This window comes from Roseicitreum antarcticum, assembly GCF_014681765.1.
GTDB lineage: Bacteria > Pseudomonadota > Alphaproteobacteria > Rhodobacterales > Rhodobacteraceae > Roseicitreum > Roseicitreum antarcticum.
Map to the genome: position 1 here is coordinate 625976 of NZ_CP061498.1, position 24349 is coordinate 650324.

Genomic DNA, 24349 nt, shown 5'->3' on the forward strand with positions numbered 1-24349 from the left:
TCCGGTTCGGGCGGCGATGAAAAGCCCGGGTGTGGCACAGACTTAGCCCTTTGGCGCGCGCGCCTTGGCCGTGTCGCCGGTTCCTGGTTGCGCCGCCGCCCGTCTGCTGATCGGCACGGCGTAAAGCTCCAGCCGGTGGCCGACCAGGCGATAGCCCAGACGTGCCGCGATCTTTTCTTGCAGCGCTTCGATCTCGGGGTCGAGGAATTCGATCACCTCGCCCGAGTTCATGTCGATCAGGTGGTCGTGATGGTCGCGCATGCTGTCTTCATAGCGTGCGCGCCGGTCGCCGAATTCGTGCCGGTCCAGAAGGCCCGATTCCTCGAACAGCTTCACCGTGCGATAGACCGTCGCGATGGAAATCCGGGGGTCCAAGGCGGCGGCGCGGGCGTGCAGCGCCTCGACATCGGGGTGGTCGTCGGCCTCTTCAATCACCTGCGCGATGGTGCGACGCTGATCGGTCATGCGCAGGCCCTGCGCCTCGCAACGGGTGATGATGGTGGTGGTCATGGGCAATCCTGCTGTTTGGCGGCCAGCCTAGAATAAAATTCCGCGAAGGGGAATCCGGATTTGACGGGCAGGGACGCGACTGCGCGCAGGTGGCGGGCGCTCTAGGTGCCGCAGAAGGTTGCTGTGACGCGTTGATCGGCGTCAGGTGCTGCCATCAGTTCGGGCGGATGGTTGGCCAGGAATGGGGATTGCGTGGCTTCCAACATCTTGTGAAATAATGTGAAATCCCCCGCAACAGCATCCCAGATCGCGGTTTCGATCAGGTGGTTGCGCGGGATTATTGCGGGGTTGGCGCCGCGCAGGGTTTCGTGCGGATCGACCTCTGACGCCAGCCGCGCCTGCCAAAGCGTATGCCATTGATCATAGGCCTCGGGGGCGGCAAATTCGGCCCGCGCGGTGCCATCCGCAAGCCCGTGGAAGGTGCGGGTGAAATCCGCCCCACCTTGTGCCATGCGGGTCAGCAACCCCTCGATCAGGTCGCGGTCATTGTCGTGCGCGGTTGCCAGTCCCAGCTTCGCGCGAAACCGTGCCAGCCATGCGGTTTGATACTGTGGTTCAAAGTCATGCACGATCTCGGTAGCGATCTCGATGGCCTTTTCCTGATCCGGGTCGATCAGTGGCAACAGGCAGGTGGCCAGTTGTGCCATGTTCCAAACAGCGATTTGTGGTTGGTTTCCATAGGCATAGCGGCCGTGCCGGTCGATGGAGGAAAACACCATGTCGGGGCGGTAGGCATCCATGAAGGCGCAGGGGCCGTAGTCGATGGTCAGGCCGCCGATATGGCTGTTGTCGGTGTTCATCACGCCATGGATGAAGCCAAGGCCCATCCATTGCGCGATGAGTTCCGCCTGTGCCGCGACGACGGCGCGCAACAGATCGGTGGCGTTTTGCGCATCGGGAAAATGGCGTGCGATGGCGTGGTCGGTCAGGGCCTGCAAGCCTTCGCGGTCATGGCGCGCAGCGAAATACTGGAAGGTGCCAACGCGCAAGTGGCTGCGCGCCACCCGGGTGACGATCGCGCCGGGCAACCTGCCTTCGCGGTAGACCGGGTCGCCGGTCAGCGTCGCGGCCAAGGCACGGGTGGTTGGCACGCCAAGGGCGGCCATCGCCTCGGACACAAGGTATTCGCGCAGCACCGGGCCGAGCCATGCGCGCCCGTCGCCCCCGCGTGAGAAGGGGGTGCGGCCCGCGCCCTTCAACTGGATATCCTGCCGGATACCGTGGCGGTCCACGACTTCGCCCAGCAAGATCGCCCTGCCATCGCCAAGTGCCGGCACAAAGCCGCCGAACTGATGCCCGGCATAGGCCATGGCAAGCGGCGCGGCCCCGTCAGGCACGATGCTGCCCGAGAAGACCGCAGTCGCCTCGGCGTCGGTCATGTCGGGCAGGCCCAGATCTGCGGCCAAGTCCCGGTTGTAGACCACCAGCGCGGGGTCGCTGGCAGGGCTGGGCATCTGATGCGCGAACAGGCGTTCGGGCAAGCGGGCGTAACTGTTGTCGAATGCAATCTCTATCATGGAATTCTATCTAAACCGTTAACCCCGCCGCGCACAGGGGGGATGGCTACAGTCGCGCCAGCCGCTCGGTCAGCAAGGCAAAGAAGCCTTCGGCATCGACATCGCCGATAAACTGCGCATTCGGGGCGCGCCCCGACACCCGCCACCAATCCGCGACGGTCATGCCAAGGGTAAATTCACCTTTGGTTTCAATCATCACATTGATGTGCCGCCCGCTGAAGATGTCCGGGCGCAACAGCCAGGCGACCGTGCAGGGGTCATGCAGCGGCGCCCCTTCAGAGCCATATTTCTCTTTGTCGAACCGTTCAAAAAAATCGGTCCAGCTGGCCACCGCAGGGCCAACGCGGCCCGGCAGGCTGCGGAAGGCATCGACCCGCGCGGCATTGGTCAGCGCCTTATGCGTCACATCAAGCGGCATCACCACCAGCGGCGCGCCAGATCTGAAAACGATATCAGCCGCTTCCGGGTCGACATAGATGTTGAATTCAGCCGCCGGGGTGATGTTTCCCACCTCAAAATACGCGCCGCCCATCAGCACGATCTGCTTGATGCGCGCGGCAATGTCGGGCGCGCGGGTCAGGGCGGTCGCGATATTGGTCAGCGGCCCGATGGGGCACAGGGTTACCGTGCCCGCAGGTTCCGCACGCAGGGTTTCGATCAGGAAATCAACGGCATGGCCGTCCTGCACCGGCATCACCGGATCGGGCAGGGTGATCCCGTCAAGGCCGGTCTTGCCATGCACATGCTCGGCGGTGACCAGCGGGCGGGCGATGGGGCGATCGCAGCCCGCGAAGATCTTTACATCCGTTTTGCCCGCCAACTCACAGATAATACGTGCATTTTTGATGGTGAGGGGCAGCGGCACGTTGCCCGCGACGCAGGTGATGCCCAGAAGATCGATCTCTTCAGGGCTGGCCAGCGCCAGCAATATCGCCACCGCATCATCTTGCCCGGGGTCGGTGTCGATGATGATCTTCTGCGGGGTCATACGCTTTCCTTCCGGGCGTTTTTTTCGGCTTTTTCAACAGCTTTCGCGGCGTTCCACAGAACGTCCATCTCGGCCAGGGTGCTGTCTTGCGGGGCACGATTGTCCGCGGCCAATGCGGTCTCGATCGCGCGAAAGCGGCGGGTGAACTTGGCATTGGCGGCGCGTAATGCAGCCTCGGGGTCGATGTCGAGATGGCGGGCGAGGTTGGCCATGACGAACAACAGATCGCCCATTTCCTCAAAGGTCTCGGCGGGGGTCAGGGTGTCGCGAGCCTCGATAAGCTCTTGGGATTCCTCGATGATCTTGTCCATCACCTGAGACGTGTCGGGCCAGTCAAAGCCCACGCGGGCCGCGCGTTTTTGCAGTTTGACTGCGCGCAAAAGAGCGGGAAGTGCCAGCGCCACGTCATCCAGAACGCCGGTCTGGGCGCGGTTGGCGCGCTCGGATGCTTTTATGGTTTCCCAATCGTTGACCTGCTGGGCGGGGGTTTTGGCGTTGCTTTCGGCCCCGAAGACATGGGGGTGGCGGGCGACCATCTTGTCCGAGATGTCGCGGGCCACATCGGCGAAGGTGAAATGTCCGGCCTCGGCCGCCATCTGGGCGTGATACACCGATTGCAACAGCAAATCGCCAAGTTCGCCGCGCAGGCCGTTCCAGTCGTGGCGCGCGATTGCGTCGGAAACTTCGTAAGCTTCTTCAATGGTATAGGGGGCGATGCTTTCAAAACTCTGGGCGATGTCCCAGGGGCAGCCGTGGTCAGGATCGCGCAGCGCGCGCATGATTTCCAGCAGGCGTGGCATGCCGCCATCGGGGGCGTGGATCAGGGTTGTGTCATGGGTCATGACGCCTTTTGACCATGCGGCGCGGGCCGTGTCCAGCGGTCAGATGGCCTGATTATCACAGGTTAACGCAGGAATTTGGGCGTATGGAAAGCGTATGGGTTCGGTATGGTTCTGGTATGGCTGCCTTGGCGCATCGTTAAGAGGTGTTAACGACATGAAATCGCCACCGGCGCGGGGCCGGTGGCGATTTGTGCGTCGCAAAAGGCGCTTACGGTCTAGCGGTCTTCAACCTCGATATAGCCGCGGGCCGGTGCGCCGGTGTAAAGCTGGCGCGGGCGGCCGATCTTCAGTTCGGGATCGAACATCATTTCCTTCCACTGCGAGATCCAGCCGACGGTGCGCGACAGCGCAAAGATCGGGGTAAACATCGCGGTGGGGAAGCCCATCGCATCGAGGATGATTCCGGAATAGAAATCGACATTGGGGTAGAGCTTCTTGGAGACGAAATACTCATCTTCCAGCGCGATCCGCTCCAGCTCCTTGGCGACTTTCAGCGTCTCGTTGTCCTCGATCCCCAGCAGTTCGAGGACTTCATCCGCCGATTCCTTCATCACTTTGGCACGGGGGTCGAAGTTCTTGTAGACCCGGTGACCAAAGCCCATCAGGCGGAAGGGATCGTCCTTGTCCTTGGCGCGCGCAATGTATTCGGGAATGCGGTCGACTGTGCCGATCTCGCGCAGCATTTCCAGACAGGCCTGATTGGCGCCGCCATGTGCAGGACCCCAGAGGCAGGCAATACCGGCCGCGATACACGCAAAGGGGTTTGCCCCCGAAGAGCCCGCCAGCCGCACGGTGGAAGTTGACGCGTTTTGCTCATGGTCGGCATGCAGGGTGAAGATGCGGTCCATCGCCTTCGACAAGATCGGGTTGACGATGTATTCCTCTGCCGGGACCGAGAAGCACATGTGCAAGAAGTTGCCCGCATAATCGAGGCTGTTCTTGGGATAGACGAAGGGTTGACCGACCGAGTATTTGTAGGCCATCGCGGCAATCGTCGGCAACTTGGCGATCATGCGGATTGCGGCGACTTCGCGCTGCCAGGGGTCCGAAATGTCGGTACTGTCGTGGTAGAAGGCCGACATCGCACCAACCACGCCCACCATGGTCGCCATAGGGTGCGCATCGCGCCGGAACCCACGGAAGAAGTTGTGCATCTGTTCATGCACCATGGTGTGGTTGGTGACGCGGTGCTCAAAGTCTTCAAGCTGCGCCGCCGTCGGCAGTTCACCGTAGAGCAGCAGGTAGCAGACCTCAAGGTAATGCGACTTTTCGGCCAGTTGTTCGATGGGATAGCCGCGATACAGAAGCTCGCCCTTGTCGCCGTCGATATAGGTGATGGTCGAGGTGCAGGACGCGGTAGAGGTGAAGCCGGGGTCATAGGTGAAGACATCGCCCTGGGCATAAAGCTTGCGAATGTCGATCACATCTGGCCCCAGTGACGGCGAATGCATGGGCATTTCAATGGTCTTGCCGTTGAAGCTCAGCGTGGCGATTCCGGGTTTGTCAGTCATTGAACGTCCTTTCACATCGGGCCCGCCGGCAAACCCGGTCGGGCAAATTCAAGTCCTGATTTTGGGAAAGTCACCTTTCCGATGCTCAGGCCACCGCGTCAGTTACCTAAAGTCAGTTCTTGTCAGTCTTCCACGCCGGGCGCGCCGGGCGCGTCTGATGCGGCATCCCCCAGCCGGGCGAGGGTTTCTTCCCGGCCAAGTAAAATCATCATGTCGAACACGCTGGGCGCGTTGGTGCGGCCGGCAAGTGCGGCGCGAAGCGGCTGAGCCAGCTTGCCCAGACCGAGTTCGCGCGACGCGGCAAAACCGCCGACAACCGTTTCCAGATCATCCCGCGACCAATTAGCAGTTTGCAGATGCGGCGTCAATTCCCGCAGTATACCACGGGATACATCCGTCAGGGAGGCCTGTGCCTTTTCATCCGGTTGCACGGGGCGGTCGATCAGAACAAATCTTGCCTTTTCAATCAGTTGGTCGAAGTTCTTCATCTTGTCCTTGACCAGCGGCATCGCGGCCAGAAGACGTGACTTCTGCGCGTCAGACAGCGCGGGCCGGTCGGTCGCGACCAGATATGCCTGCAGTTCATGCAGCAGCGCAGCATCGTCGGCCGCGCTCATGTGTTGGGCGGTCAGGTGGTCGAGTTTCTTGAGGTCGAGGCGCGAGGGCGCGCGCCCGATTCCCGGCAGGTCGAACCATTGCTGCGCCTGCGCATCGGTGAAGAATTCATCATCCCCGTGCCCCCAGCCCAGCCGCGACAGATAGTTGCGCACCGCCGCCGCCGGGTAGCCCAGACGCTGATATTCCTCGACGCCCAGCGCGCCGTGGCGTTTCGACAGCTTCTTGCCATCCGGTCCGTGAATCAGCGGGATATGCGCGAAAACCGGCACGTCCCAGCCCATGGCCTGATAGACCTGAATTTGGCGCGCGGCATTGTTCAGATGGTCATCCCCGCGAATGATATGCGTCACCCCCATGTCATGGTCATCCACCACCACCGCCAGCATGTAGGTCGGCGTACCATCAGATCGTAAACAAACCATGTCATCGAGTTGATCGTTGCGGATGGTCACGCGGCCCTGCACGGCGTCCTCGATCACCGTCTCGCCGTCGCGCGGGGCCTTCAGCCGGATCACGAAGGCTGCGTCGGGATGGGTGGCGGGATCGGCGTCGCGCCAGGGCGAATGGTAGAGGGTAGAGCGGCCGTCGGCGCGCGCGGCCTCGCGGAACGCTTCGATTTCTTCTTGCGTGGCAAAGCACTTGTAGGCGTGGCCGCTGGCCAGCATGGCCTGCGCGACCTCGGCGTGGCGGGGGGCGCAGTCGAACTGGCTGACCGCATCGCCGTCCCAGTCGAGGCCCAGCCATTGCAGGCCGGTCAGGATGGCTGCTGTCGCCTCGGGGGTTGAGCGGGCGCGGTCGGTATCCTCGATGCGCAGCAGGAATTTCCCGCCGCGCCCGCGCGCGTAGAGCCAGTTGAAAAGCGCGGTGCGCGCCCCCCCGATGTGCAGGTAGCCCGTGGGCGAGGGGGCAAAGCGGGTGACGACCGGGGATGTGGACATGCGGCGTTAACCTTTCGGAAACCATTGGGAGGGTAGCGTTGGCCATGTTTTAGGCAATGACCCGGGAGGAAACAAGGTTGCGCGGTCTGGCCCTGTCTTTGCCGGCGTTGGCCGGGCTGGCGCGCCTGGCGGACGGGTTGGCGGACCGGGTCACAGGACCGCTGCGGGGGCGGCTCTTCTTATGGGTGCCGGTGTGCCTTTCCGTCGGCATCGGGGGATATTTCGCGCTGCCGCGCGAGCCTGCGGGCCTGGAATGGGCGGCGCTGGCGGTTGTGGTGGTGGCGCTGTCGCTCTGGGCGCGGGGCGGGCGCTATGGCCTGGGCGTGGGGCCACTGGCGCTGGGTCTGGCGATGATCGGGGGGGGTGCAGGGCTGGCGGGGCTGCGCAGTCACCTGGTCGCCGCACCTGTGCTGGACTGGCGATATTATGGCGCTGTTGAGGGGCGGATTGTGGAAATCGACCGCTCGGTCTCGGACGCGGTGCGTCTGACGCTGGACGATGTGGTGCTGGAACGCATGGCGCCTGCACGCACGCCCACGCAGGTACGGGTATCCCTGCACGGAATGGCGGGTGATTTCATCACGCCTGAACCGGGGTTGCGGGTGATGCTGACCGGGCACCTCGGCCCGCCGGGTGGCGCGGTGGAACCCGGCGGGTTCGACTTCCGGCGCATCGCGTGGTTCGAGGGGCTGGGCGCTGTGGGCTACACGCGCTCGCCCGTGCTGGCGCTGGCGGCACCCGAACCGGGGCCGGGCCTGATGGTAACGCGGCTGCGCATGCGGATTTCCGGCGCGGTGCAAGACCGGCTGCCGGGCGCGCCGGGGGCCTTTGCGGCGGCGGTGCTGACGGGAGACCGTTCTGGCATCGACCAGACCACGATGGAGGATCTGCGCCGATCGAACCTGGCGCATCTGCTGGCAATATCGGGGCTGCACATGGGGCTTTTGACCGGCTTCGTGTTCGCCGCCCTGCGGCTGGCGTTGGCGCTGGCCATGCCACTGGCGCTGCGTGTGCCTGCGCGCAAGATCGCGGCATCGGGCGCACTGGCGGCGGGGGCGTTCTACCTGGCGCTGTCGGGCGGCAATGTGGCGACCGAACGCGCCTTCATCATGGTGGCAGTGATGCTGCTGGCGGTGCTGGTCGACCGGCGGGCGATCTCGCTCCGCTCGGTCGCGATGGCGGCGGTGATCGTGCTGGTGCTGCGGCCTGAGGCTTTGTTGGGCGCGGGGTTCCAGATGTCCTTTGCCGCCACGATTGCGCTGGTCGCGGTGTTCGGCGCGCTGCGCGATCAGCCGGGCTGGCGCGGCTATGGGCGGCGGCGCTGGCTGCGCCCGGTGCTGTCGCTGGTGGTCTGTTCGGTCGTGGCCGGGCTGGCAACCGCGCCGGTCGCGGCGGTGCATTTCAACCGCGTGGCGGAATATGGTCTGCTGGCCAATGTGGTGACGGTGCCGCTCATGGGGTCGGTCATTATCCCGGCGGCGGTGGTGGCGGCTGTGCTGACGCCGCTGGGCCTTCAGGCGCCGGCGCTGTGGGCGATGGAGCAGGGCGCGCGCTGGATCCTGACCGTCGCCGCCTGGGTCGCGGGGCTGGACGGCGCGGTCTTTCCCGTGGCGCAGGCGCCGCCGGTGGTGTTGCCGCTGATGGCAATATCGGCGGTCTGGCTGGTGCTGTGGCCCGGGCGGATGCGATGGGCCGGGGCCGCGGGCATTGCGCTGGCGCTGGCGCTGTGGGGGCAGGGTGCGCGGCCCGTGCTGCTGATCGCCGACACCGGGGGGCTGGTAGGGGTGATGACCTCTGCGGGGCGCGCGGTCTCCAAACCGCGCGGCAGCGGCTTCGTGGCCGAGAAATGGCTGGAGGCCGATGGCGACAGCGCGACCCAGGCAGATGCGGCGGCGCGCTGGCGCGATGTGCCGGGTGCCCTCTGGGCCGGGGTGCTGCCCGCAGGCGTAAGCCAAGAGGCCCGGGATGCCGCCGCCGAGGTGCCGCGCTTCAGCTTGGCCGGGCAGCGCTTTGCGCATGTCACGGGGCGCGCGACCGAGGGACACCTGCCTGTCCTGTGCGCCGAGGGCCGGATCGTCATCACCGACCAGCGCATCCGCGCCGCACCGGCAGGCTGCGCGGTTTGGGACACACGCGCGCTGGCCGCAAGCGGGGCGCGCAGCGCCGGCCTGCGCGGCGACAGGCTGATCTGGCGCAGCGCGCACGACGTGTCGGGTTTGCACCGCTGGACGCAGGGCGGGCCATAGGGGGCGAGATCACAGCGGCGACCTGCCCCGTGATGGGCCAAATTGGCGGCACATATGCGGGGCAATGGCGCAATATGTCGAAGGCGGGGGCCATGGCGGAAGGATGCAGGCAGGGGGACTGGATCTGACGCGAACGCGCGCCAGGTCTCGGGGCCACGGGTGGTGGAATTGGGGCGGCATTGGGGCGGCATTGGGGACGCCTCGGCACTGGCCGCGCCGCGAGCGCCGTACCTGCGGCCTTATCGTGTGAACGGCAGCGCTTGCACCAGGGGACTGCGCCGTCCCGCGCGCCACCGGGTCATCCGCGCATGACACGCGGCCGGGACGGGGGCGCCGCCCATCGGCATCATGCGGCGGCATGCAGTGGCATATCGCAGGCAAGCGCCGTGGTCAGCACGCTTGACAGACGCGCCGGGCTGGCCGACCTTGGAAGGCTGGTGTGCCGGGCCCGGCACGCGGAAAACAGGACGGATTCACATACGGGGAGGTATCTGAATGCTGGTAAAGCAAATTTTGAAGACAAAAGGCACTGGCGCGGTGGCGACCTTGCCGACCAAGGCGACGCTGACGGATGCGGTGGCGCTGCTGTCCGAACGCAAGATCGGCGCTGTCGTGATCTCGGACGGCGGGGGGGCCGTTGCAGGAATTCTATCGGAACGCGATATCGTGCGCGAATTGGGCGCGCGCGGACCGGAATGCCTGTCGCTGCGGGTCGATGCGGTGATGACGCGCAATGTCTTTGGCTGCAAGCCCGAGGACAAAGCCGATCTGGTTTTGCAGACCATGACCGCGAAACGGTTCCGCCACCTGCCGGTGATGGAAGGTGACAAGATGATCGGCCTGATTTCCATCGGCGATGTCGTGGCGGCGCGGCTTTCGGAACTGCAACTTGAAAAGGACGCATTGACCGGCATGATCATGGGGTACTGAGCGGCGGCGCGCTGGATCAGGCCGCTTTGCTGCCCGGGGCTGGGCTGCGGCGGGGCAGGGGCTGAGGGCCCCCGTTGCGCGCGTGTCTGGCGCAACGCCGGGGGCGAGGCGCCAAGTGCACGAGTGCACGTGCACCCGTGGGACATCACGCGTGTCATTGGCCGGGGCGCGACCGTGCGCCACGCCAAACCGATGTGGCCCCCGCCGTGGGGGTGCCACATCGCGGGTGCGATCACCGTTCCCGCAAGCCGGAGCGAAGCCCCCCAGCCAAAGGCGCGCACCCTGAATGCCAGTGCAAAATCCTGCACCCGCAGCGCGGCGGTAAATCTGGCCCTTGCATCCCGCCACGCAATATCGTTGCTTGGCCCTGAGAGAATAAGGGAGGCGGCATGCGCATTGGTCTTTATCCGGGGACTTTCGACCCGCTGACACTGGGGCATATGGATATTATCAGCCGTGCCAGCGCGCTGGTGGACCGGCTGGTCATCGGTGTGGCGATCAACCGCGCCAAGGGGCCGCTATTCTCGCTGGAGGAACGCGTCACGATGATCGAGGCGGAATGCGCCGACCTGACCGCGCGCACCGGGGTAGAGATTGTCGCCCATCCGTTCGAGAACCTGTTGATCGACTGCGCCCGCGATGTGGGCGCGCAGATCATCATCCGTGGCCTGCGGGCAGTTGCAGATTTTGAGTATGAATATCAGATGGTTGGCATGAACCGCGCGCTCGATGCCTCGGTCGAGACGGTGTTCTTGATGGCAGAGGCGCGGCATCAGGCGATTGCGTCGAAACTGGTCAAGGAAATCGCGCGGCTGGGGGGCGATGTGTCGAAATTCGTGCCCCCTGCGGTCGAACAGGCGCTGCGCCGCAAGCTGGACTGAGGCGATCGCGACCGCGCGCGCGGTGCACGGTCAGTGAAGACAGCCTTGCCACGCAAAAAGGCCGCCCGTTTCGGGGCGGCCTTTGGGCAGCTGGCAATTTTGCGTTCAGGCGCGGTTCAGTGCCCGTAGACGGCGCGTTGCGCGATTTGCTGCGCATCGTCTTTGAACAATCCCAGGTCGATGGCGGTGGAAGTCGGCATCTTCTCGATCTCGGCCACGGTGCGTGCATAGGCGGCGCGTTTGGCGATGCGGGACTGGAGTTCAGCAAGAAGCATGGTCATTGTCTGATCCTTTCAGTTTGTGTTGCGTGCTGTCATGTTGTTCTTCGTGTTGTCCTCAATATGAGGTATGCCGCGATGCAGCACAACTTCCAGACCGACAATGCCGCCCTGCGGCATATGCATAGGTGCGCGCCCCGCACCTGTTAGAGATCCCGACCACACAGGAACGAAAAACCCCCGGTATCACGCGGATACCGGGGGCTTGCGGCCTTACAAAAAAGGAGGCGGCGTTACAGCTTGCCCATCACCACGGCGGTGTCGAGCATGCGGTTCGAGAAGCCCCACTCGTTGTCATACCACGTCAGGATGCGCACCATACGCCCGCCCAGAACCTTCGTCTGGTCCAGGTGGAAGATGCTGGAACGCGGGTCATGGTTGAAATCCATCGACACGTTGGGCTGGTCGGTCACGCCCAGGATGCCCTTCAGCGGGCCATCGGCGGCGGCGGCCTTGATGGCGTCATTGATCTCTTCCACGGTGGTGTCGCGCACGGCGTCAAAGGTCAGGTCGACGACCGAAACATTGGGGGTGGGCACGCGGATCGCAACACCGTCCAGCTTGCCGTCGAGTTCGGGCAGCACCAGACCGACGGCCTTGGCCGCCCCGGTCGAGGTGGGGATCATGCTCATCGCGGCGGCGCGGCCGCGGTAGAGATCCTTGTGCATGGTATCCAGCGTCGGCTGATCGCCGGTATAGCTGTGGATCGTCGTCATGAAGCCTTTTTCGATCCCGACGGCTTTATGCAAGACGGCGACGACGGGGGACAGGCAGTTGGTGGTGCACGACGCATTCGACACGATGCGGTCATCGGCGGTCAGCGTCTCATGGTTCACACCGTAGACGATCGTCTTGTCCGCGCCCTTGGAGGGGGCCGAGACCAGAACCTTTTTTGCCCGCGTCAGGTGAACCTTTGCCTTGTCGGCATCGGTGAAGATCCCGGTGCATTCCAGCACGACATCGACATTATCCCAAGGCAGATCCTCCGGATTGCGGATGGCGGTGACCTTGATCGGACCACGGCCCACGTCGATGGTGTCGCCGTCCACCGTCACGGTGCCGGGGAAGCGGCCATGCACGGAATCGAAGCGGATGAGATGCGCGTTGCTTTCCACCGGCCCCAGATCGTTGATGGCTACAACCTCGATATCGGTGCGGCCCGATTCAATCAGCGCGCGCAACACGTTGCGTCCAATCCGCCCAAAGCCGTTAATCGCAACTTTGACTGTCATTTTCAAAATCCTCCGTCATTGTGACCCCGGCGGGGCCGTTTGCATTTCAATAAGCCTGCGTTATCGCTAACACAAGGATGCGCCCGCAAAAACCGCGATGCCTCAGCGCCAGACCGCCAGCGTTTCCAGCAGCAAGACCAGCTTGCGGCCCACGAAAACCGGGATGTTCCAGTCCAGCACCAAGGCGTCCAGCGCCAGAACCCCCGCGAGGAGCACGATCAGCGAAACGGCGATGGCGTTTGTCATGGCGATGGGTTCCGGTTGTCCGGGGGCGCTGGGTGCTTGGCTGGGCCAAGCGGTAGCTTTTATGGCCGGGCTGTGCAACATGCTTGCGCAACCGGAACCCGGGTGCTGCGGGCATTGCGCGTTCCCGCAGGGCGGATGCGCGACATTTCGCACCCCTTCGTTTTCCGCCGCCCCCTTTTCCCTCGCCCCGCAATGGTCTATCTGCACCTGACTTGCCCTACAGAGGTGTGCGCCATGACGTTTGAGAACCCCGGCCCGGTCGAAGAAAACTGGCGCGACGCGATTTCCACGGTCGAAGAGATCATCGACGACGCCCGCAACGGCCGGATGTTCATCCTGGTCGACCATGAGGACCGCGAGAATGAGGGCGATCTGGTGATCCCCGCGCAGATGGCCACGCCCGAGGCGATCAATTTCATGGCCCAGCACGGGCGTGGGCTGATCTGTCTGACCCTGCCCGGTGAGCGGATTGACGCGCTGGGGCTGCAACTGATGTCGACCAAGAATTCGTCACGCCATGAAACCGCGTTTACGGTGTCGATCGAGGCGCGCGAAGGCGTGACTACCGGCATTTCCGCCTATGACCGCGCCCGCACCGTGGCGGTGGCGATTGATCCCAGCAAGACCGGCGCCGATATTGCCACGCCCGGCCATATCTTCCCGCTGCGCGCGCGCGATGGCGGCGTTTTGGTGCGCGCGGGCCATACCGAGGCGGCGGTGGATATCTCGCGCCTGGCGGGGCTGAACCCTTCGGGCGTGATCTGCGAGATCATGAAGGACGATGGCGAAATGGCGCGGCTGCCTGATCTGGTGGCCTTCGCGCAGCGCCACAACCTGAAGATCGGCACGATCTCTGACCTGATCGCATATCGCCGCCGCCACGACAATCTGGTGCGCGAAAAGACCACCAGCGAGGTGCACAGCAGCTTTGGTGGCGACTGGACCATGCGGATCTTTACCGATGAGACGCAGGGCGCGGAACATATTGTGCTGTCCAAGGGCGATCTGACCACGGATGCACCCGTGCTGGTGCGGATGCATGCGCTGAACCCGCTGGAGGATGTGCTGGGCATTGGCGCGCAGCACTCGGGCGATCTGCAAGGTGCCATGCGGGTGATTGCGGATTCCGGGCGCGGTGTGGTGGTGTTGCTGCGCGACACGGCCATGAAACTGGCGCTGAACGATGAGGCCTCGCCCCATACGCTGCGGCAATACGGCCTTGGCGCGCAGATCCTTGCGGCGCTGGGGCTGCACCGCCTGACACTGGTCACCAATTCACCGACCCCGCGCGTGGTCGGCCTTGACGCTTACGGTCTGACCATCGTGGGCACCCAACCGATTTCAAAGGACTGACCCATGGCCGCATCCGAGCCCCACACCACCCTGCCGCTGCCGACATTCGACAAGCCCGTGAAGCTGTTGATTGTCGTGGCGCCGTATTATCAGGATATCGCCGACCAGCTTATCGCGGGTGCGCAGGCGACGATCGAGGCCGTAGGCGGCACGCATGAGCTGATCGAAGTGCCCGGCGCGCTGGAAGTGCCAAGCGCGATTGCGCAGGCGCATCGCATGGCGAATTTCGACGGCTATGTGGCGCTCGGCTGCGTGATTCGCGGTGAGACGACGCATTACGATACCGTGTGCAACGACAGTTCGCGCGCGATCTCGCTGTTGGGTCTGCAAGGGGCCTGCATCGGCAATGGCATCTTGACGGTGGAAACCCACGATCAGGCCGCCGTGCGGGCCGAGGCATCGGGCCAGAACAAGGGCGGCGGTGCGGCAGCGGCGGCGCTGCATCTGGTGGCGCTGGGTCGGCGCTGGGGTGCGCCAAAGGCGAATATCGGCTTCCGCACTGCGCCCGACGAGATCCAGCTGGCCGGTGATATGGGCCACGATACGGGGCGGGGCGCATGACCGACACCCCGCGCAAGGGCATGATGCCCGCATTGGACCAGATCCTGCCCGATGCGGTGGCAGGCAAAACGCCCAAGCCCGACCGCCGCGCCCTGACGGCGGCTGCGCGCTTCTATGCCGTGCAGGCCTTGTTTCAGATGGAAGTGTCCGGCCAGACCATCGAGGCCGTGCGCCGCGAATTTGAAGCGCATCGCATCGGTGTCGAGACCGAGGCCGAGGCCTGGGTTGATGCCGATATCGGCAAGTTCCGCGCCCTGATCGAGGGTGCCGTGGACAATCAGGCCGCCGTGGACCAGTTGACCGACCGGGGGCTGGTGGCGAAATGGCCCATCGACCGCATCGACCCTACGCTGCGCGCGCTGTTCCGCGCCGCCGGGGCCGAAATGTTGGCAGGCAAGACCCCGCCGCGCGTGATCATCACCGAATTCGTCCGCATCGCCGAGGCATTCTTTCCCGAAGGCCGCGAGCCGAAATTCGTGAACGCCGTGCTGGACCATATGGCGCATGACGCCAAACCAGGCGGGTTCTGACGAGGGCCTTTCGCCGGCGATAGCCCACGGCAACGATCATCATTAAAAAGACCGGCCGCGCGGCCGGTCTTTTTAGTTTGCACGGATCGTCATGGCTGATCGTCCCCGATGGGGTGCGATGGTTATCCCGCGACCAGCAACCCCTCATCTTGCGCGATCTTGTAGGTCTCATCCAGCGCCTTGCGGGCGCGTGCGACCACAAGGTCCAGATCGGCGGGCGTGATGACCAGAGGCGGCGAGATGATCATGCGGTCGCCGACGTGGCGCATTACCAGATTGTTGGCAAAGCAGCGTTCGCGGCAGATGTAGCCCACGGTGCCCTTTTCGGCGGCGAAGGGCGCGCGCGCGGCCTTGTCCGGCGTCATGGCAAGCGATGCCATCAGGCCGTGGCTGACCGCTTCGCCCACCAGCGGGTGATCTTCCAGCGATTTCCAGATCTTTGCCAGATAGGGCGCGGTCGTGTCCTTCACGCGGGTCACGATGCCTTCCTCATCCAGAATGCGCAGGTTTTCCAGCGCGACGGCGGCGGCGACCGGGTGGCCGGAATAGGTGTAGCCGTGGTTGAATTCGTCGCTGCCGATGACCTGCGCGATCTCATCGCAGACCACCGACCCGCCGATGGGCTGATAGCCCGAAGACAGGCCCTTGGCGATTGTCATGATATGCGGGTGGATGCCGACCGATGTGCTGCCAAACCATTCGCCGGTACGCCCGAAACCACAGATCACCTCATCCGCGATCAGAAGGATATCATGCGCGTCGCAGATCCGCTTGATCTCGGGCCAGTAGCTGGCGGGAGGGATGATGACGCCACCCGCGCCCTGAATGGGTTCGGCGATGAAGGCGGCGACGTTGTCCTCACCCAGCTTTGCGATCATTTCTTCCAGTTGGCGGGCGCGGGCGATGCCGAATTCCTCGGGCGCGGTATCGCCGCCCTCACCATACCAATAGGGCTGGTCGATATGTACGATATCGGCAATCGGCAGCCCGCCCTGCGCATGCATCCCCGCCATGCCGCCCAGCGAGGCACTGCCCATGGACGACCCATGGTAGCCATTCTTGCGGCTGATGATCGTGCGCTTCGAAGGTTTGCCCTTCAGCGCCCAGTAATGACGCACCATGCGGATGTTTGTGTCATTCGCCTCTGACCCGCTGGAGGCGAAAAACACATGGTTCAGGTCGCCCGGCGCCAGATCGGCGATGCGTTTGGCAAGGGTCAGCGCGGGCACCGTCGTGGTCTGAAAGAAGGTGTTGTAGAACGGCAGTTCCATCATCTGGCGTGCGGCGGCATCGGCCAGTTCCTTGCGGCCATAGCCGATGTTGACGCACCAAAGGCCCGCCATGGCGTCCAGCAGCTCGATCCCGTCCGAATCGGTCAGCCGCACGCCCTCGGCCCGGGTGATGACCCGCGCGCCCTTGCGGCCCAGCGCCGTGTTGGCGGTGAAAGGGTGCATATGATGTGCCGCATCAATCGCTTGCAGCTCTGCGGTGGGCAGGTGGTTGGTCATCTGGTTCATGGCGTTCTCCGATATGTCGCGGGCGGGCAGGGGCCTTGGCCGGGGCCGGGGGGAAGGGCGTCCTGCGCCGGTTTTACGTGCTGCCCCTAGAATATGATCAAATTCCGCGGCGTCAACCGGATTTGATCAAATTCATTGCGGCTGGCTTGGGGCTGCCGGTCAGGCCGCGTCGAATGCCCCGGCGTCCAGCCCTGCCGCGATCTGCGCCACGCCCTGCGCGATGTCGGCCCGGATCGCCCCCACCACGGCAGCGCTGTCACCCGCCCCCATGCCCGCCAGCGCATGTTTGTGGTTGTCAGGCAGGGTGATTTGCCCCGGCGCGGTGCAGACCACGCGCAGTGACGGCCCAAAGCGCAGCCAGAGCGACCGGGTGATGTCCAGCAGCACCCCCGATCCCGCATGGGCATAGAGCGTGAAATGAAACTGGTGGTTGGCGCGCAGGTAGCCCGCCACATCGCCCTGCGCGATGGCGGTATCAATTGCCGCGTCGATGGTGCGCAGGGCCTCGGTATCGTGCGCCGTCAGCGCGTCCATCGCCATGACGGTCAGCCGCGCCTCGATCGCGTCGCGGGCAAAGCCCAGATCTTTCAACAAGGCGGGCGTCAGGCGCGGCACGCTGACGCGGCGGTTGCCCTGAAGCGCCAGCGCGCCCTCGGCGATAAGGCGGCGGATCGCCTCGCGCACCGGGGTCATGCCAAGGCCAAGCCGCGCGACCAGCCCTTCGATGGTGACAGCCTGTCCGGGCACCAGATCGCCGAACAGTACCATGTCGCGCAGACGCGTATAGGCGATCTGATGGGCGGGTCTGGTGTCGGGCATCGGCGGTCTTTCATGTGTCGTGGAATATGACAGGCTTACGGCAGGCAGGGGGCCGGGTGCAAGCCGGGGGACATGGGCGGGCGAATGGCCCACAGCGCGCACGGCACAGGACAACGGCACAGGACATGGGCACAGGACATGGGCATATCATGATCGGCGTTGACCGCTTTCATGCCGGACCAGCAGCGGGGCCGGACGCGTCACACGGCGGATTGGCAGGCATCACCGCCCCCTGAATATCGCATTTCCGCCACTGCATTTCCGCCACCGCCGCTTTGCCCGCCCATGCCGCAGCCGCCAAGCTTGCCGCCCGCGACGGGCCACGCATGTGGCCCCCCGTGAAGGAACAGCCCGCCCCGGCAGGGGCGGGCTTCCGCTGTTTCAAAGCCAGGGCATGCCGTGCGCCGTCAGAAAAATGCCTGCAACCCGGTCTGGGCGCGGCCGAGGATCAGCGCGTGCACGTCATGGGTACCTTCATAGGTGTTCACGGTTTCCAGGTTCACCATATGGCGCATCACCTGGTATTCCTCGGAAATCCCGTTGCCGCCGTGCATGTCGCGGGCCACCCGCGCGATTTCCAGCGCCTTCCCGCAATTGTTGCGTTTGATCAGGCTGATCATCTCGGGCGCGGCGCGGGCATCGTCCATCAGGCGGCCCACCTGGAGTGCAGCTTGCAGGCCCAGCGCGATCTCGGTCTGCATGTCGGCCAGTTTCTTCTGGAACAATTGGGTCTGTGCCAGCGGTTTGTTGAACTGCTTGCGGTCCAGCCCGTATTGCCGCGCGCCGTGCCAGCAGAATTCCGCAGCCCCCATCACACCCCAGGCGATGCCATAGCGCGCGCGGTTGAGGCAGCCGAACGGCCCTTTGAGCCCTTCGACACCCGGCAGCAGCGCGTCCTCGCCGACGTCCACGCCGTCCATCACGATCTCACCGGTGGTCGAGGCGCGCAGGCTCAGTTTTCCGCCGATCTTTGGCGCGCTCAGGCCCTTCATGCCCTTTTCCAGCACGAAGCCCCGGATCTTGCCGCCATGTGCCTCGGATTTCGCCCAGACCACGAAGACATCGGCAAACGGGCTGTTCGAGATCCACATCTTCGACCCGGTCAGCCGGTAGCCGGTGGCGGTTTTCTCGGCCCGGGTCTTCATCGCGGCGGGGTCGGACCCGGCATCGGGTTCGGTCAACCCGAAACAGCCGATCAGTGTGCCCGCGCTGAGGCCCGGCAGGTATTTCTGGCGCTGTTCCTCCGAGCCATAGGCATAGATCGGATAGATCACCAACGAGGCTTGCACCGACATCATGGAGCGGTAGCCGCTGTCCACGCGCTCGATCTCGCGCGCGATCAGGCCGTATGTGACGTAGGATGCCTCCAGCCCGCCGTATTCTTCCGGCAAGGTGGCGCCCAGCAGCCCCGCCTCTCCCATCAGGGGAAAGAGGTCGGGCGCGCTGACTTCTTCGCGGTACGCATCGATGACACGCGGTTGCAGGACCGATTGCGCGAAACTGGCGGCAGCGTCGCGGAGCATCCGTTCATCCTCGGTCAACTGGTCTTCCAGCCGCAGCGGATCGTCCCAGGTGAAGCGGCCCAGATCGGGGGCGTCTTTGGCTTTCAGTTTCGGGGCATCAAGGGCCATGGGGCACCTCCGTTCAGGGGTAAGAAGGGACTGGCATCGGTCAGTTGTCGTCAAGATGTAGCATGTGCATTGCAGGTGCAAAAGACTTTTGCCTATGGACGGCGGCCGCCCAGCGCGGCGGCGTGTCGCAGTGTGTGGCGGTGGCTGGCTGGGTATCGTTGTCGATATCGGGCCGATTTGTGCGGTCCGCGCGGCGCCGTTCCCGCCCGATCCGCCCCAGCGTGGCGGACGATAGAACGTGAAGAAAAGTAAAATAATCATCTGCGTTCCCCTTGTCTTGGCGATCGGCCGTCCTACCACCAGAGGTGGACGGGGTGTGACGCGCGTGCCACCCCCGCAGACGCAGGAGGAATTGGTATGGCACTAAGGGCAACCCGATTGTTGGGCGATGCGGAGGTGACACTGCTGACGGATGGGTCGTATACATTTGGCCCCGATCTGTTTCCCACGACAGATGAAGCCGGTATCCGGGCCTTGCTGGCCACGGCGGGCGAGCATGACATCAAGACGAATTTCAACGCCGTGCTGCTGCGGCTGGGCGGCAAGCTGGTGCTGGCCGATGCAGGGCCGCGCGATCTGTTTGGCCCGGCCTGTGGCAAGCTGCCCGACGCGCTGGAAGAGGTTGGGGTGACGCCCGATCAGATCGACACGGTTTTTGCCACCCACATGCATCCCGACCACGTTGCGGGCATGCTGACGGTCGATGGCGCACCGGCTTTTCCGAATGCAGAACTGGTGGTGACCGCCGAAGAACACGCGTTTTGGTCTGACGACCGCTTTGGCGGTGCCAGCGTACGGATGCAGGACTGGGCGCGTCTGGCGCAGCAGGTGTTTGCAGCCTATGGCGACCGCCTGCGTCTGATCGGGGCCGAGGATGCGATTGCTCCCGGCCTGACTGCCCTGCCGCTGCCCGGCCATACGCCGGGTCACAGCGGCTGGCGGCTGGAATCCGACGGGGTGCAATTGTTGCACGCGGGTGACATCGTGCATGCGCCGGTGTTGCAGGTCCGCGATCCGTCGATCGGGATCGCTTTCGACATCGACATGGACGCCGCCCGCGTAACGCGCGAGCGGTTGCTCGACGAACTTGCCACCGATAATTTGCTGTTCACTGGCGGGCATTTTCTGCATCCGGCCTTTCATCGGGTAGAGCGGTTTGCTAATGGCTACCGGCTGAAGCGTCCCTGAGGGTTGCGGCGCGCAGGTCTGCGCACCGGGCAGGCCGGGGATGTCCTCAGGCGCCACCCCGAAGGTGGCGCCCGTGTCCCGTCGTGTCTGAAAGGCCCCATCCATGACCCCCAGCGCCCGGCTTCAGGCCGCCATCGAGACTCTGGACCAGATCATTGGTGGCGCCCCGGCGGAAAAGGCGCTGACCGCCTGGGCGCGCGGCAGCCGCTTTGCCGGGTCGGGCGACCGTGCCGCCGTGCGCGACCATGTGTTTGACGTGCTGCGCATGTGGCGGTCCTGTGCAGCGCATGGCGGGATCGCGGCTGATGCCGCGCCGGTGCAGATGCCCGGCGTTGCCGAGACGGAGATGCGCAGCATCACAACGACCGAGACGCCCCCTGGCGGCACGCTCAGCGGTCGCGCCCTGATCCTTGGCCTGCTGCGTCAGAGCGGCGATGACGTTGATGCCCTGTTCAACGGGCAGGGCCATGGGCCCGCGACTTTGACGATGGCCGAGCGTGGGGTGCTGGCGCAGGCCCCCGACATTGCGCCGCTGGTGGCGCTTGATTGCCCCGACTGGCTTGCCCCGACGTTGCGTGCGGATCTGGGCGAGGATTTCTCGCCGGTGATGGAGGCGCTGCGCAGCCGCGCGCCGGTCTTCATCCGGGTCAATACGGCACGCGCCGCGGCGGCGGATGTGCGCGCGGAGCTTGCCCAGCAGGGCATCACGGCTCAGCCGCATCCCTTGTCGCCAACTGCGCTGCATGTCACGGATGGCGCGCGCCGGCTGCGCGCCAGTGCCGCCCTTGCCGATGGCCGCATCGAGATGCAAGACGCTGCCTCGCAGGCAGTGGTAGACATGATCGAAGGGCTGCAAGGTGCGCGGGTGCTCGATTTCTGCGCGGGCGGCGGTGGCAAGGCGCTGGCGCTGGCGGCAAAGGGCGCGCAGGTTTTTGCCCATGACGCGAACCCCGCACGCATGGCCGACCTGCCCGCCCGCGCCGCCCGTGCCGGGGTCAGCGTGCCGGTTCTGAGCACCGCCGATCTGCCGCAGGCCGGGCCTTTCGATGTGATCGTGGCCGATGTACCATGCTCGGGGTCGGGCAGTTGGCGGCGCGCGCCGACAGCTAAATGGGCGCTGACACCCGAGCGGCTGGCCGAACTGGTGGAGATACAAGCGGGCATCCTGGACCAGATTGCCGCGCTGGCGGGGCCAAAGACCCGGCTGGTCTATATCACCTGCACGCTGCTGGCATGCGAGAATGCCGACCAGATCGCAGCCTTCCTGGCGCGCAATCCCGGCTGGCGGCCCGGCGCCACCCGCCGTCTGACCCCCTGCGACGGCGGCGACGGGTTCTTTACCGCGCAGGTGCACCGCGCGTGAAAATGGACCCTGTGCGGGGGCGCTGCGTTTTGCGGTGTGGCTGAAAGCGGGTTTTGCACCGCGATGCCCGGGATCGCCGCCCGCGCGCTATTTTCTTGCAAGAACCGCAAGCTATCATCTGAGTTGCAGCGCAGGTCCGTTGTCCTGAAAGCGTCGTTTCGCCGCCACGTTAAGGGGGCGTTAACCTTTTTGACGGACACCGGAACCGGGGGGCAGTCTGCGCGGTGGCGGTGGGCCGCGCTGTTAGGGGATGGTGGTGTCGCAAACTTTGATCATGCTCAGCCATGGGGTGGCGTACAGGTGGGCCTTGATCTGGGGCGGGGCATCGCTGGCGGTGGCGCTGGCGATTGCGCTGGCACTGACACCTTATGACCCGCGCGCACTTTTTGCAGCAACTGTCGCGGCCAGCCTGCTGTGCGTCGGCCTTGGGCTTGGCGCGCTGCGCTGGTGGCGGCGGCAGAAGGGCCTGGCGGTGGCTTCCCTGTTCGAGGCTGCGCTGGCCCATGCACCGCATCCTGCCTGTCTGACCGACCCTGCCACCGGGCGGGTGATCTGGCAGAACGCGGCGGCAGGGGCTCTTTGGGGGGTAGCGCCCGGGCATGCGATGGCCGAACTTCTGGGCGACTGGCTGGCGGATGGACCGGGCAAGATGGCGCAGTTGCACGACCGGCTGGAGGCGCAGGGCGTGGTGCAACACAGCATCGTCACCCGGCGTGGCGCGATGTCGCTGACCGGTTATCGCCACCACGGTGGGTTGCATGTCTGGCAGATGGTGCCGCAGGGCCGGGGCTTCTATCTTTCAGAGCGCGATGACGCCTCGCCGCTGGCCGATCTGCCCGCGCCGGTGCTGCGGGTCGATGCCGCCAACCGCATCATCAGCATGAACGCCGTCGCGCGGTCCGTGCTGATCCCATTGCCGCAGTACCTGACGGATCTGTTCCACGAGGTTTCGCCGACCTTTGGCGAATTATGCGACCTTGGCCCGATGGGCGGGCAGGGGCATGCGGTCGTGCTGGACCTGCCCGTGCGCGATGGTGCGCGCGACATCGCGCTGATCCCCGTCCCCGACGAGATCGGGCTTCGCCCGGTCGGCGGATGGACCTTTGACGACCTGCCGGTGGCAACGGTGCGATTGAAAAGCAGCGGTGAGGTCGTCGCGGTCAACCGGTTGGCGCGCAATCTGTTGTCGGTGCAACCCGGGCAGCGCGCGCAATTCTCGAATCTGGTCGAAGGGCTGGGCCGTCCCGTGGCTGACTGGCTGCAAGATGCTGTGGCGGGCCGGTCGCTCAACCGTCCTGAGGTGCTGCGCATCAGCCAGTCCAATGCCGACCGCTATGTGCAGGTGACGCTGCGCAAATCCGATTTTTGCGGCCCCGGCGAGGTCATGGGCGAATTGACCGATGCGACCGCCCTGCGCACCCTGGAAGAGCAGTTTGTCCAAAGTCAGAAGATGGAGGCGATCGGCCAGCTTGCCGGTGGGATCGCGCATGATTTCAACAACCTGCTGACCGCGATCAACGGCTATTGCGACCTGCTTTTGCTGCGCCATGACACCAGCGATCCCGATTATCCCGACCTGGTGCAGATCCAGCAGAATGCCAACCGCGCGGCCTCGCTGGTGCGCCAGCTTTTGGCCTTTTCGCGCAAGCAGACGATGCAGCCCGAGGTACTGGACCTGGGCGACACGATGTCCGAACTCAGCCATCTGCTCAACCGGCTGGTGGGGCAGAAAATCACGCTGACCTTCCGGCATGACGACAATCTGGGCCATATCCGCGCGGACAAGCGCCAGTTGGAGCAGGTGATCGTCAACCTCGTGGTCAACGCCCGCGACGCCATGCCCATGGGCGGCGAGATCCGGCTGGAAACCGAAGCGGTGGTGCTGACGCAAGATCTGGTGCGCGACGGCGCCGTTGTCGCGCCGGGGTCCTATGCGGTGATCCGGGTGGTGGATGAGGGGGTGGGCATTCCCGCGGACAGATTGCCCCGGATATTTCAGCCGTTCTACACGACCAAACGCACGGGTGAGGGGACGGGGCTGGGCCTGTCGACCGCTTATGGCATCGTCAAGCAGAGCGGCGGCTTCATCTTTGCCGACAGCCTGGAGCGTGGCGGCAGCATCTTCACGCTGTATTTCGCCGTTCACCGCCAGAGCGATCCCGACCCCGACACCCCTGGCGAAGTGCATGCCCCCCTCGGCCCGCCGCAGGCCGAGATTCCCCCCGCGATCGCTGGCGGCGTCATCTTGCTCGTCGAGGATGAGGCCCCTGTGCGCGCCTTTGCGTCGCGCGCCTTGCAGATGCGGGGCCACACCGTGCTGGAGGCGGATTCGGGCGAGGCCGCGCTGCACCTGCTGGCTGATCCGACGCTGCATATCGATCTGTTCGTGTCCGATGTCAGCATGCCGGGGCTGGACGGGCCGGCCTGGGTCGGCGAGGCCCGCCGCGACCGGCCCGATGTAAAGGTCGTCTTCATCTCGGGCTACGCGCAGGACAGCGCGGTTGCGGCCCAGACCAGAATCGAGAACGCGGAATTCCTGGGCAAGCCGTTCTCGCTGATGGACCTGACCAGCGCCGTCGCCCGCAGCCTGTCCTGAGCGCTACGCCCTGATGAAGGGCTCCCTGCGATCATGTGCTCTGCGGGCAGACAG

Annotated in this window: 21 protein-coding genes; 9 read left to right on the forward strand and 12 right to left on the reverse strand. The window is 64.8% G+C overall.

Annotated elements, in window-relative coordinates:
- Window positions 1-42: 42 nt before the first annotated feature.
- The 6 genes from H9529_RS02920 to gltX all read right to left on the reverse strand — a co-directional run bounded on the left by H9529_RS02920 (window position 43) and on the right by gltX (window position 6924).
- Entirely contained in the window at window positions 43-510 is a 468-nt protein-coding gene (locus H9529_RS02920) for a Fur family transcriptional regulator (protein ID WP_092891288.1), read from the reverse strand.
- A 101-nt stretch (window positions 511-611) separates the two neighbouring features.
- On the reverse strand, window positions 612-2027 hold the full coding sequence (locus tag H9529_RS02925) for a protein adenylyltransferase SelO (RefSeq protein ID WP_092891286.1): 1416 nt from the start codon (window positions 2025-2027) through the stop codon (window positions 612-614).
- A 46-nt stretch (window positions 2028-2073) separates the two neighbouring features.
- On the reverse strand, window positions 2074-3015 hold the full coding sequence (locus H9529_RS02930) for a nucleoside hydrolase (RefSeq protein WP_092891284.1): 942 nt from the start codon (window positions 3013-3015) through the stop codon (window positions 2074-2076).
- The gene (mazG, locus tag H9529_RS02935) at window positions 3012-3857 is read right to left on the reverse strand and encodes a nucleoside triphosphate pyrophosphohydrolase (RefSeq protein ID WP_092891282.1); all 846 of its coding nucleotides are present in this window, start codon (window positions 3855-3857) and stop codon (window positions 3012-3014) included. The genes H9529_RS02930 and mazG overlap by 4 nt, the downstream gene beginning before the upstream one ends.
- Window positions 3858-4072: 215 nt before the next feature.
- Window positions 4073-5368 carry a citrate synthase gene (gltA, locus tag H9529_RS02940; protein ID WP_092891280.1) on the reverse strand — a complete coding sequence of 432 codons (1296 nt, stop codon included), beginning with the start codon at window positions 5366-5368 and terminating at the stop codon, window positions 4073-4075.
- Between the two features lie 122 nt (window positions 5369-5490).
- On the reverse strand, window positions 5491-6924 hold the full coding sequence (gene gltX / locus H9529_RS02945) for a glutamate--tRNA ligase (protein WP_092891278.1): 1434 nt from the start codon (window positions 6922-6924) through the stop codon (window positions 5491-5493).
- A 56-nt stretch (window positions 6925-6980) separates the two neighbouring features.
- Here gltX and H9529_RS02950 point away from each other — a divergent pair, with 56 nt between their 5' ends.
- The 3 genes from H9529_RS02950 (at window position 6981) to coaD (ending at window position 10981) form a co-directional block, all read left to right on the forward strand.
- Window positions 6981-9170, forward strand: coding sequence for a ComEC/Rec2 family competence protein (locus H9529_RS02950; RefSeq protein ID WP_092891276.1), 2190 nt, complete (start codon window positions 6981-6983; stop codon window positions 9168-9170).
- A gap of 495 nt (window positions 9171-9665) precedes the next feature.
- Window positions 9666-10100, forward strand: coding sequence for a CBS domain-containing protein (locus tag H9529_RS02955; RefSeq protein ID WP_092891274.1), 435 nt, complete (start codon window positions 9666-9668; stop codon window positions 10098-10100).
- Window positions 10101-10489: 389 nt separating this feature from the next.
- The gene (gene coaD, locus H9529_RS02960; RefSeq protein ID WP_092891272.1) at window positions 10490-10981 is read left to right on the forward strand and encodes a pantetheine-phosphate adenylyltransferase; all 492 of its coding nucleotides are present in this window, start codon (window positions 10490-10492) and stop codon (window positions 10979-10981) included.
- Window positions 10982-11097: 116 nt separating this feature from the next.
- Here the strand turns inward: coaD and H9529_RS02965 are convergent, their stop codons facing one another.
- From H9529_RS02965 to H9529_RS02975, 3 genes are all read right to left on the reverse strand, one after another.
- A complete protein-coding gene (locus tag H9529_RS02965; protein WP_176847217.1) occupies window positions 11098-11262 on the reverse strand; it encodes a hypothetical protein in 165 nt (54 codons plus the stop codon).
- Between the two features lie 230 nt (window positions 11263-11492).
- Window positions 11493-12491 carry a type I glyceraldehyde-3-phosphate dehydrogenase gene (gene gap / locus H9529_RS02970; protein WP_092891270.1) on the reverse strand — a complete coding sequence of 333 codons (999 nt, stop codon included), beginning with the start codon at window positions 12489-12491 and terminating at the stop codon, window positions 11493-11495.
- Between the two features lie 102 nt (window positions 12492-12593).
- Window positions 12594-12737: a hypothetical protein gene (locus tag H9529_RS02975; RefSeq protein ID WP_176847215.1), complete on the reverse strand. Its 144-nt coding sequence runs from the start codon at window positions 12735-12737 to the stop codon at window positions 12594-12596.
- A gap of 234 nt (window positions 12738-12971) precedes the next feature.
- On the opposite strand from H9529_RS02975, the gene ribB reads away from it, so the two are divergent.
- From ribB to nusB, 3 genes are read left to right on the forward strand one after another with little or no spacing between them, the layout of a single operon-like run.
- Window positions 12972-14090, forward strand: coding sequence for a 3,4-dihydroxy-2-butanone-4-phosphate synthase (gene ribB, locus H9529_RS02980; protein WP_092891442.1), 1119 nt, complete (start codon window positions 12972-12974; stop codon window positions 14088-14090).
- A gap of 3 nt (window positions 14091-14093) precedes the next feature.
- The gene (locus H9529_RS02985) at window positions 14094-14651 is read left to right on the forward strand and encodes a 6,7-dimethyl-8-ribityllumazine synthase (protein ID WP_092891268.1); all 558 of its coding nucleotides are present in this window, start codon (window positions 14094-14096) and stop codon (window positions 14649-14651) included.
- A 23-nt stretch (window positions 14652-14674) separates the two neighbouring features.
- A complete protein-coding gene (nusB, locus tag H9529_RS02990) occupies window positions 14675-15181 on the forward strand; it encodes a transcription antitermination factor NusB (protein WP_092891440.1) in 507 nt (168 codons plus the stop codon).
- Window positions 15182-15303: 122 nt separating this feature from the next.
- Here the strand turns inward: nusB and H9529_RS02995 are convergent, their stop codons facing one another.
- The 3 genes from H9529_RS02995 to H9529_RS03005 form a co-directional block, all read right to left on the reverse strand.
- Complete coding sequence (locus H9529_RS02995) at window positions 15304-16698, reverse strand: aspartate aminotransferase family protein (protein ID WP_092891266.1); 1395 nt, start codon at window positions 16696-16698, stop codon at window positions 15304-15306.
- A 159-nt stretch (window positions 16699-16857) separates the two neighbouring features.
- The gene (locus tag H9529_RS03000; protein ID WP_092891264.1) at window positions 16858-17517 is read right to left on the reverse strand and encodes a GntR family transcriptional regulator; all 660 of its coding nucleotides are present in this window, start codon (window positions 17515-17517) and stop codon (window positions 16858-16860) included.
- A gap of 407 nt (window positions 17518-17924) precedes the next feature.
- Window positions 17925-19148 (reverse strand): acyl-CoA dehydrogenase, encoded by a 1224-nt coding sequence (locus tag H9529_RS03005; RefSeq protein ID WP_092891262.1) that lies wholly within the window; start codon window positions 19146-19148, stop codon window positions 17925-17927.
- Between the two features lie 357 nt (window positions 19149-19505).
- Between H9529_RS03005 and H9529_RS03010 the strand changes: the two genes are divergently transcribed.
- From H9529_RS03010 to H9529_RS03020, 3 genes are all read left to right on the forward strand, one after another.
- Entirely contained in the window at window positions 19506-20336 is an 831-nt protein-coding gene (locus tag H9529_RS03010; RefSeq protein WP_092891260.1) for an MBL fold metallo-hydrolase, read from the forward strand.
- Window positions 20337-20439: 103 nt separating this feature from the next.
- The gene (locus H9529_RS03015) at window positions 20440-21699 is read left to right on the forward strand and encodes an RsmB/NOP family class I SAM-dependent RNA methyltransferase (protein WP_092891258.1); all 1260 of its coding nucleotides are present in this window, start codon (window positions 20440-20442) and stop codon (window positions 21697-21699) included.
- Between the two features lie 256 nt (window positions 21700-21955).
- Entirely contained in the window at window positions 21956-24295 is a 2340-nt protein-coding gene (locus H9529_RS03020) for an ATP-binding protein (RefSeq protein WP_223814275.1), read from the forward strand.
- Window positions 24296-24349: the final 54 nt, after the last annotated feature.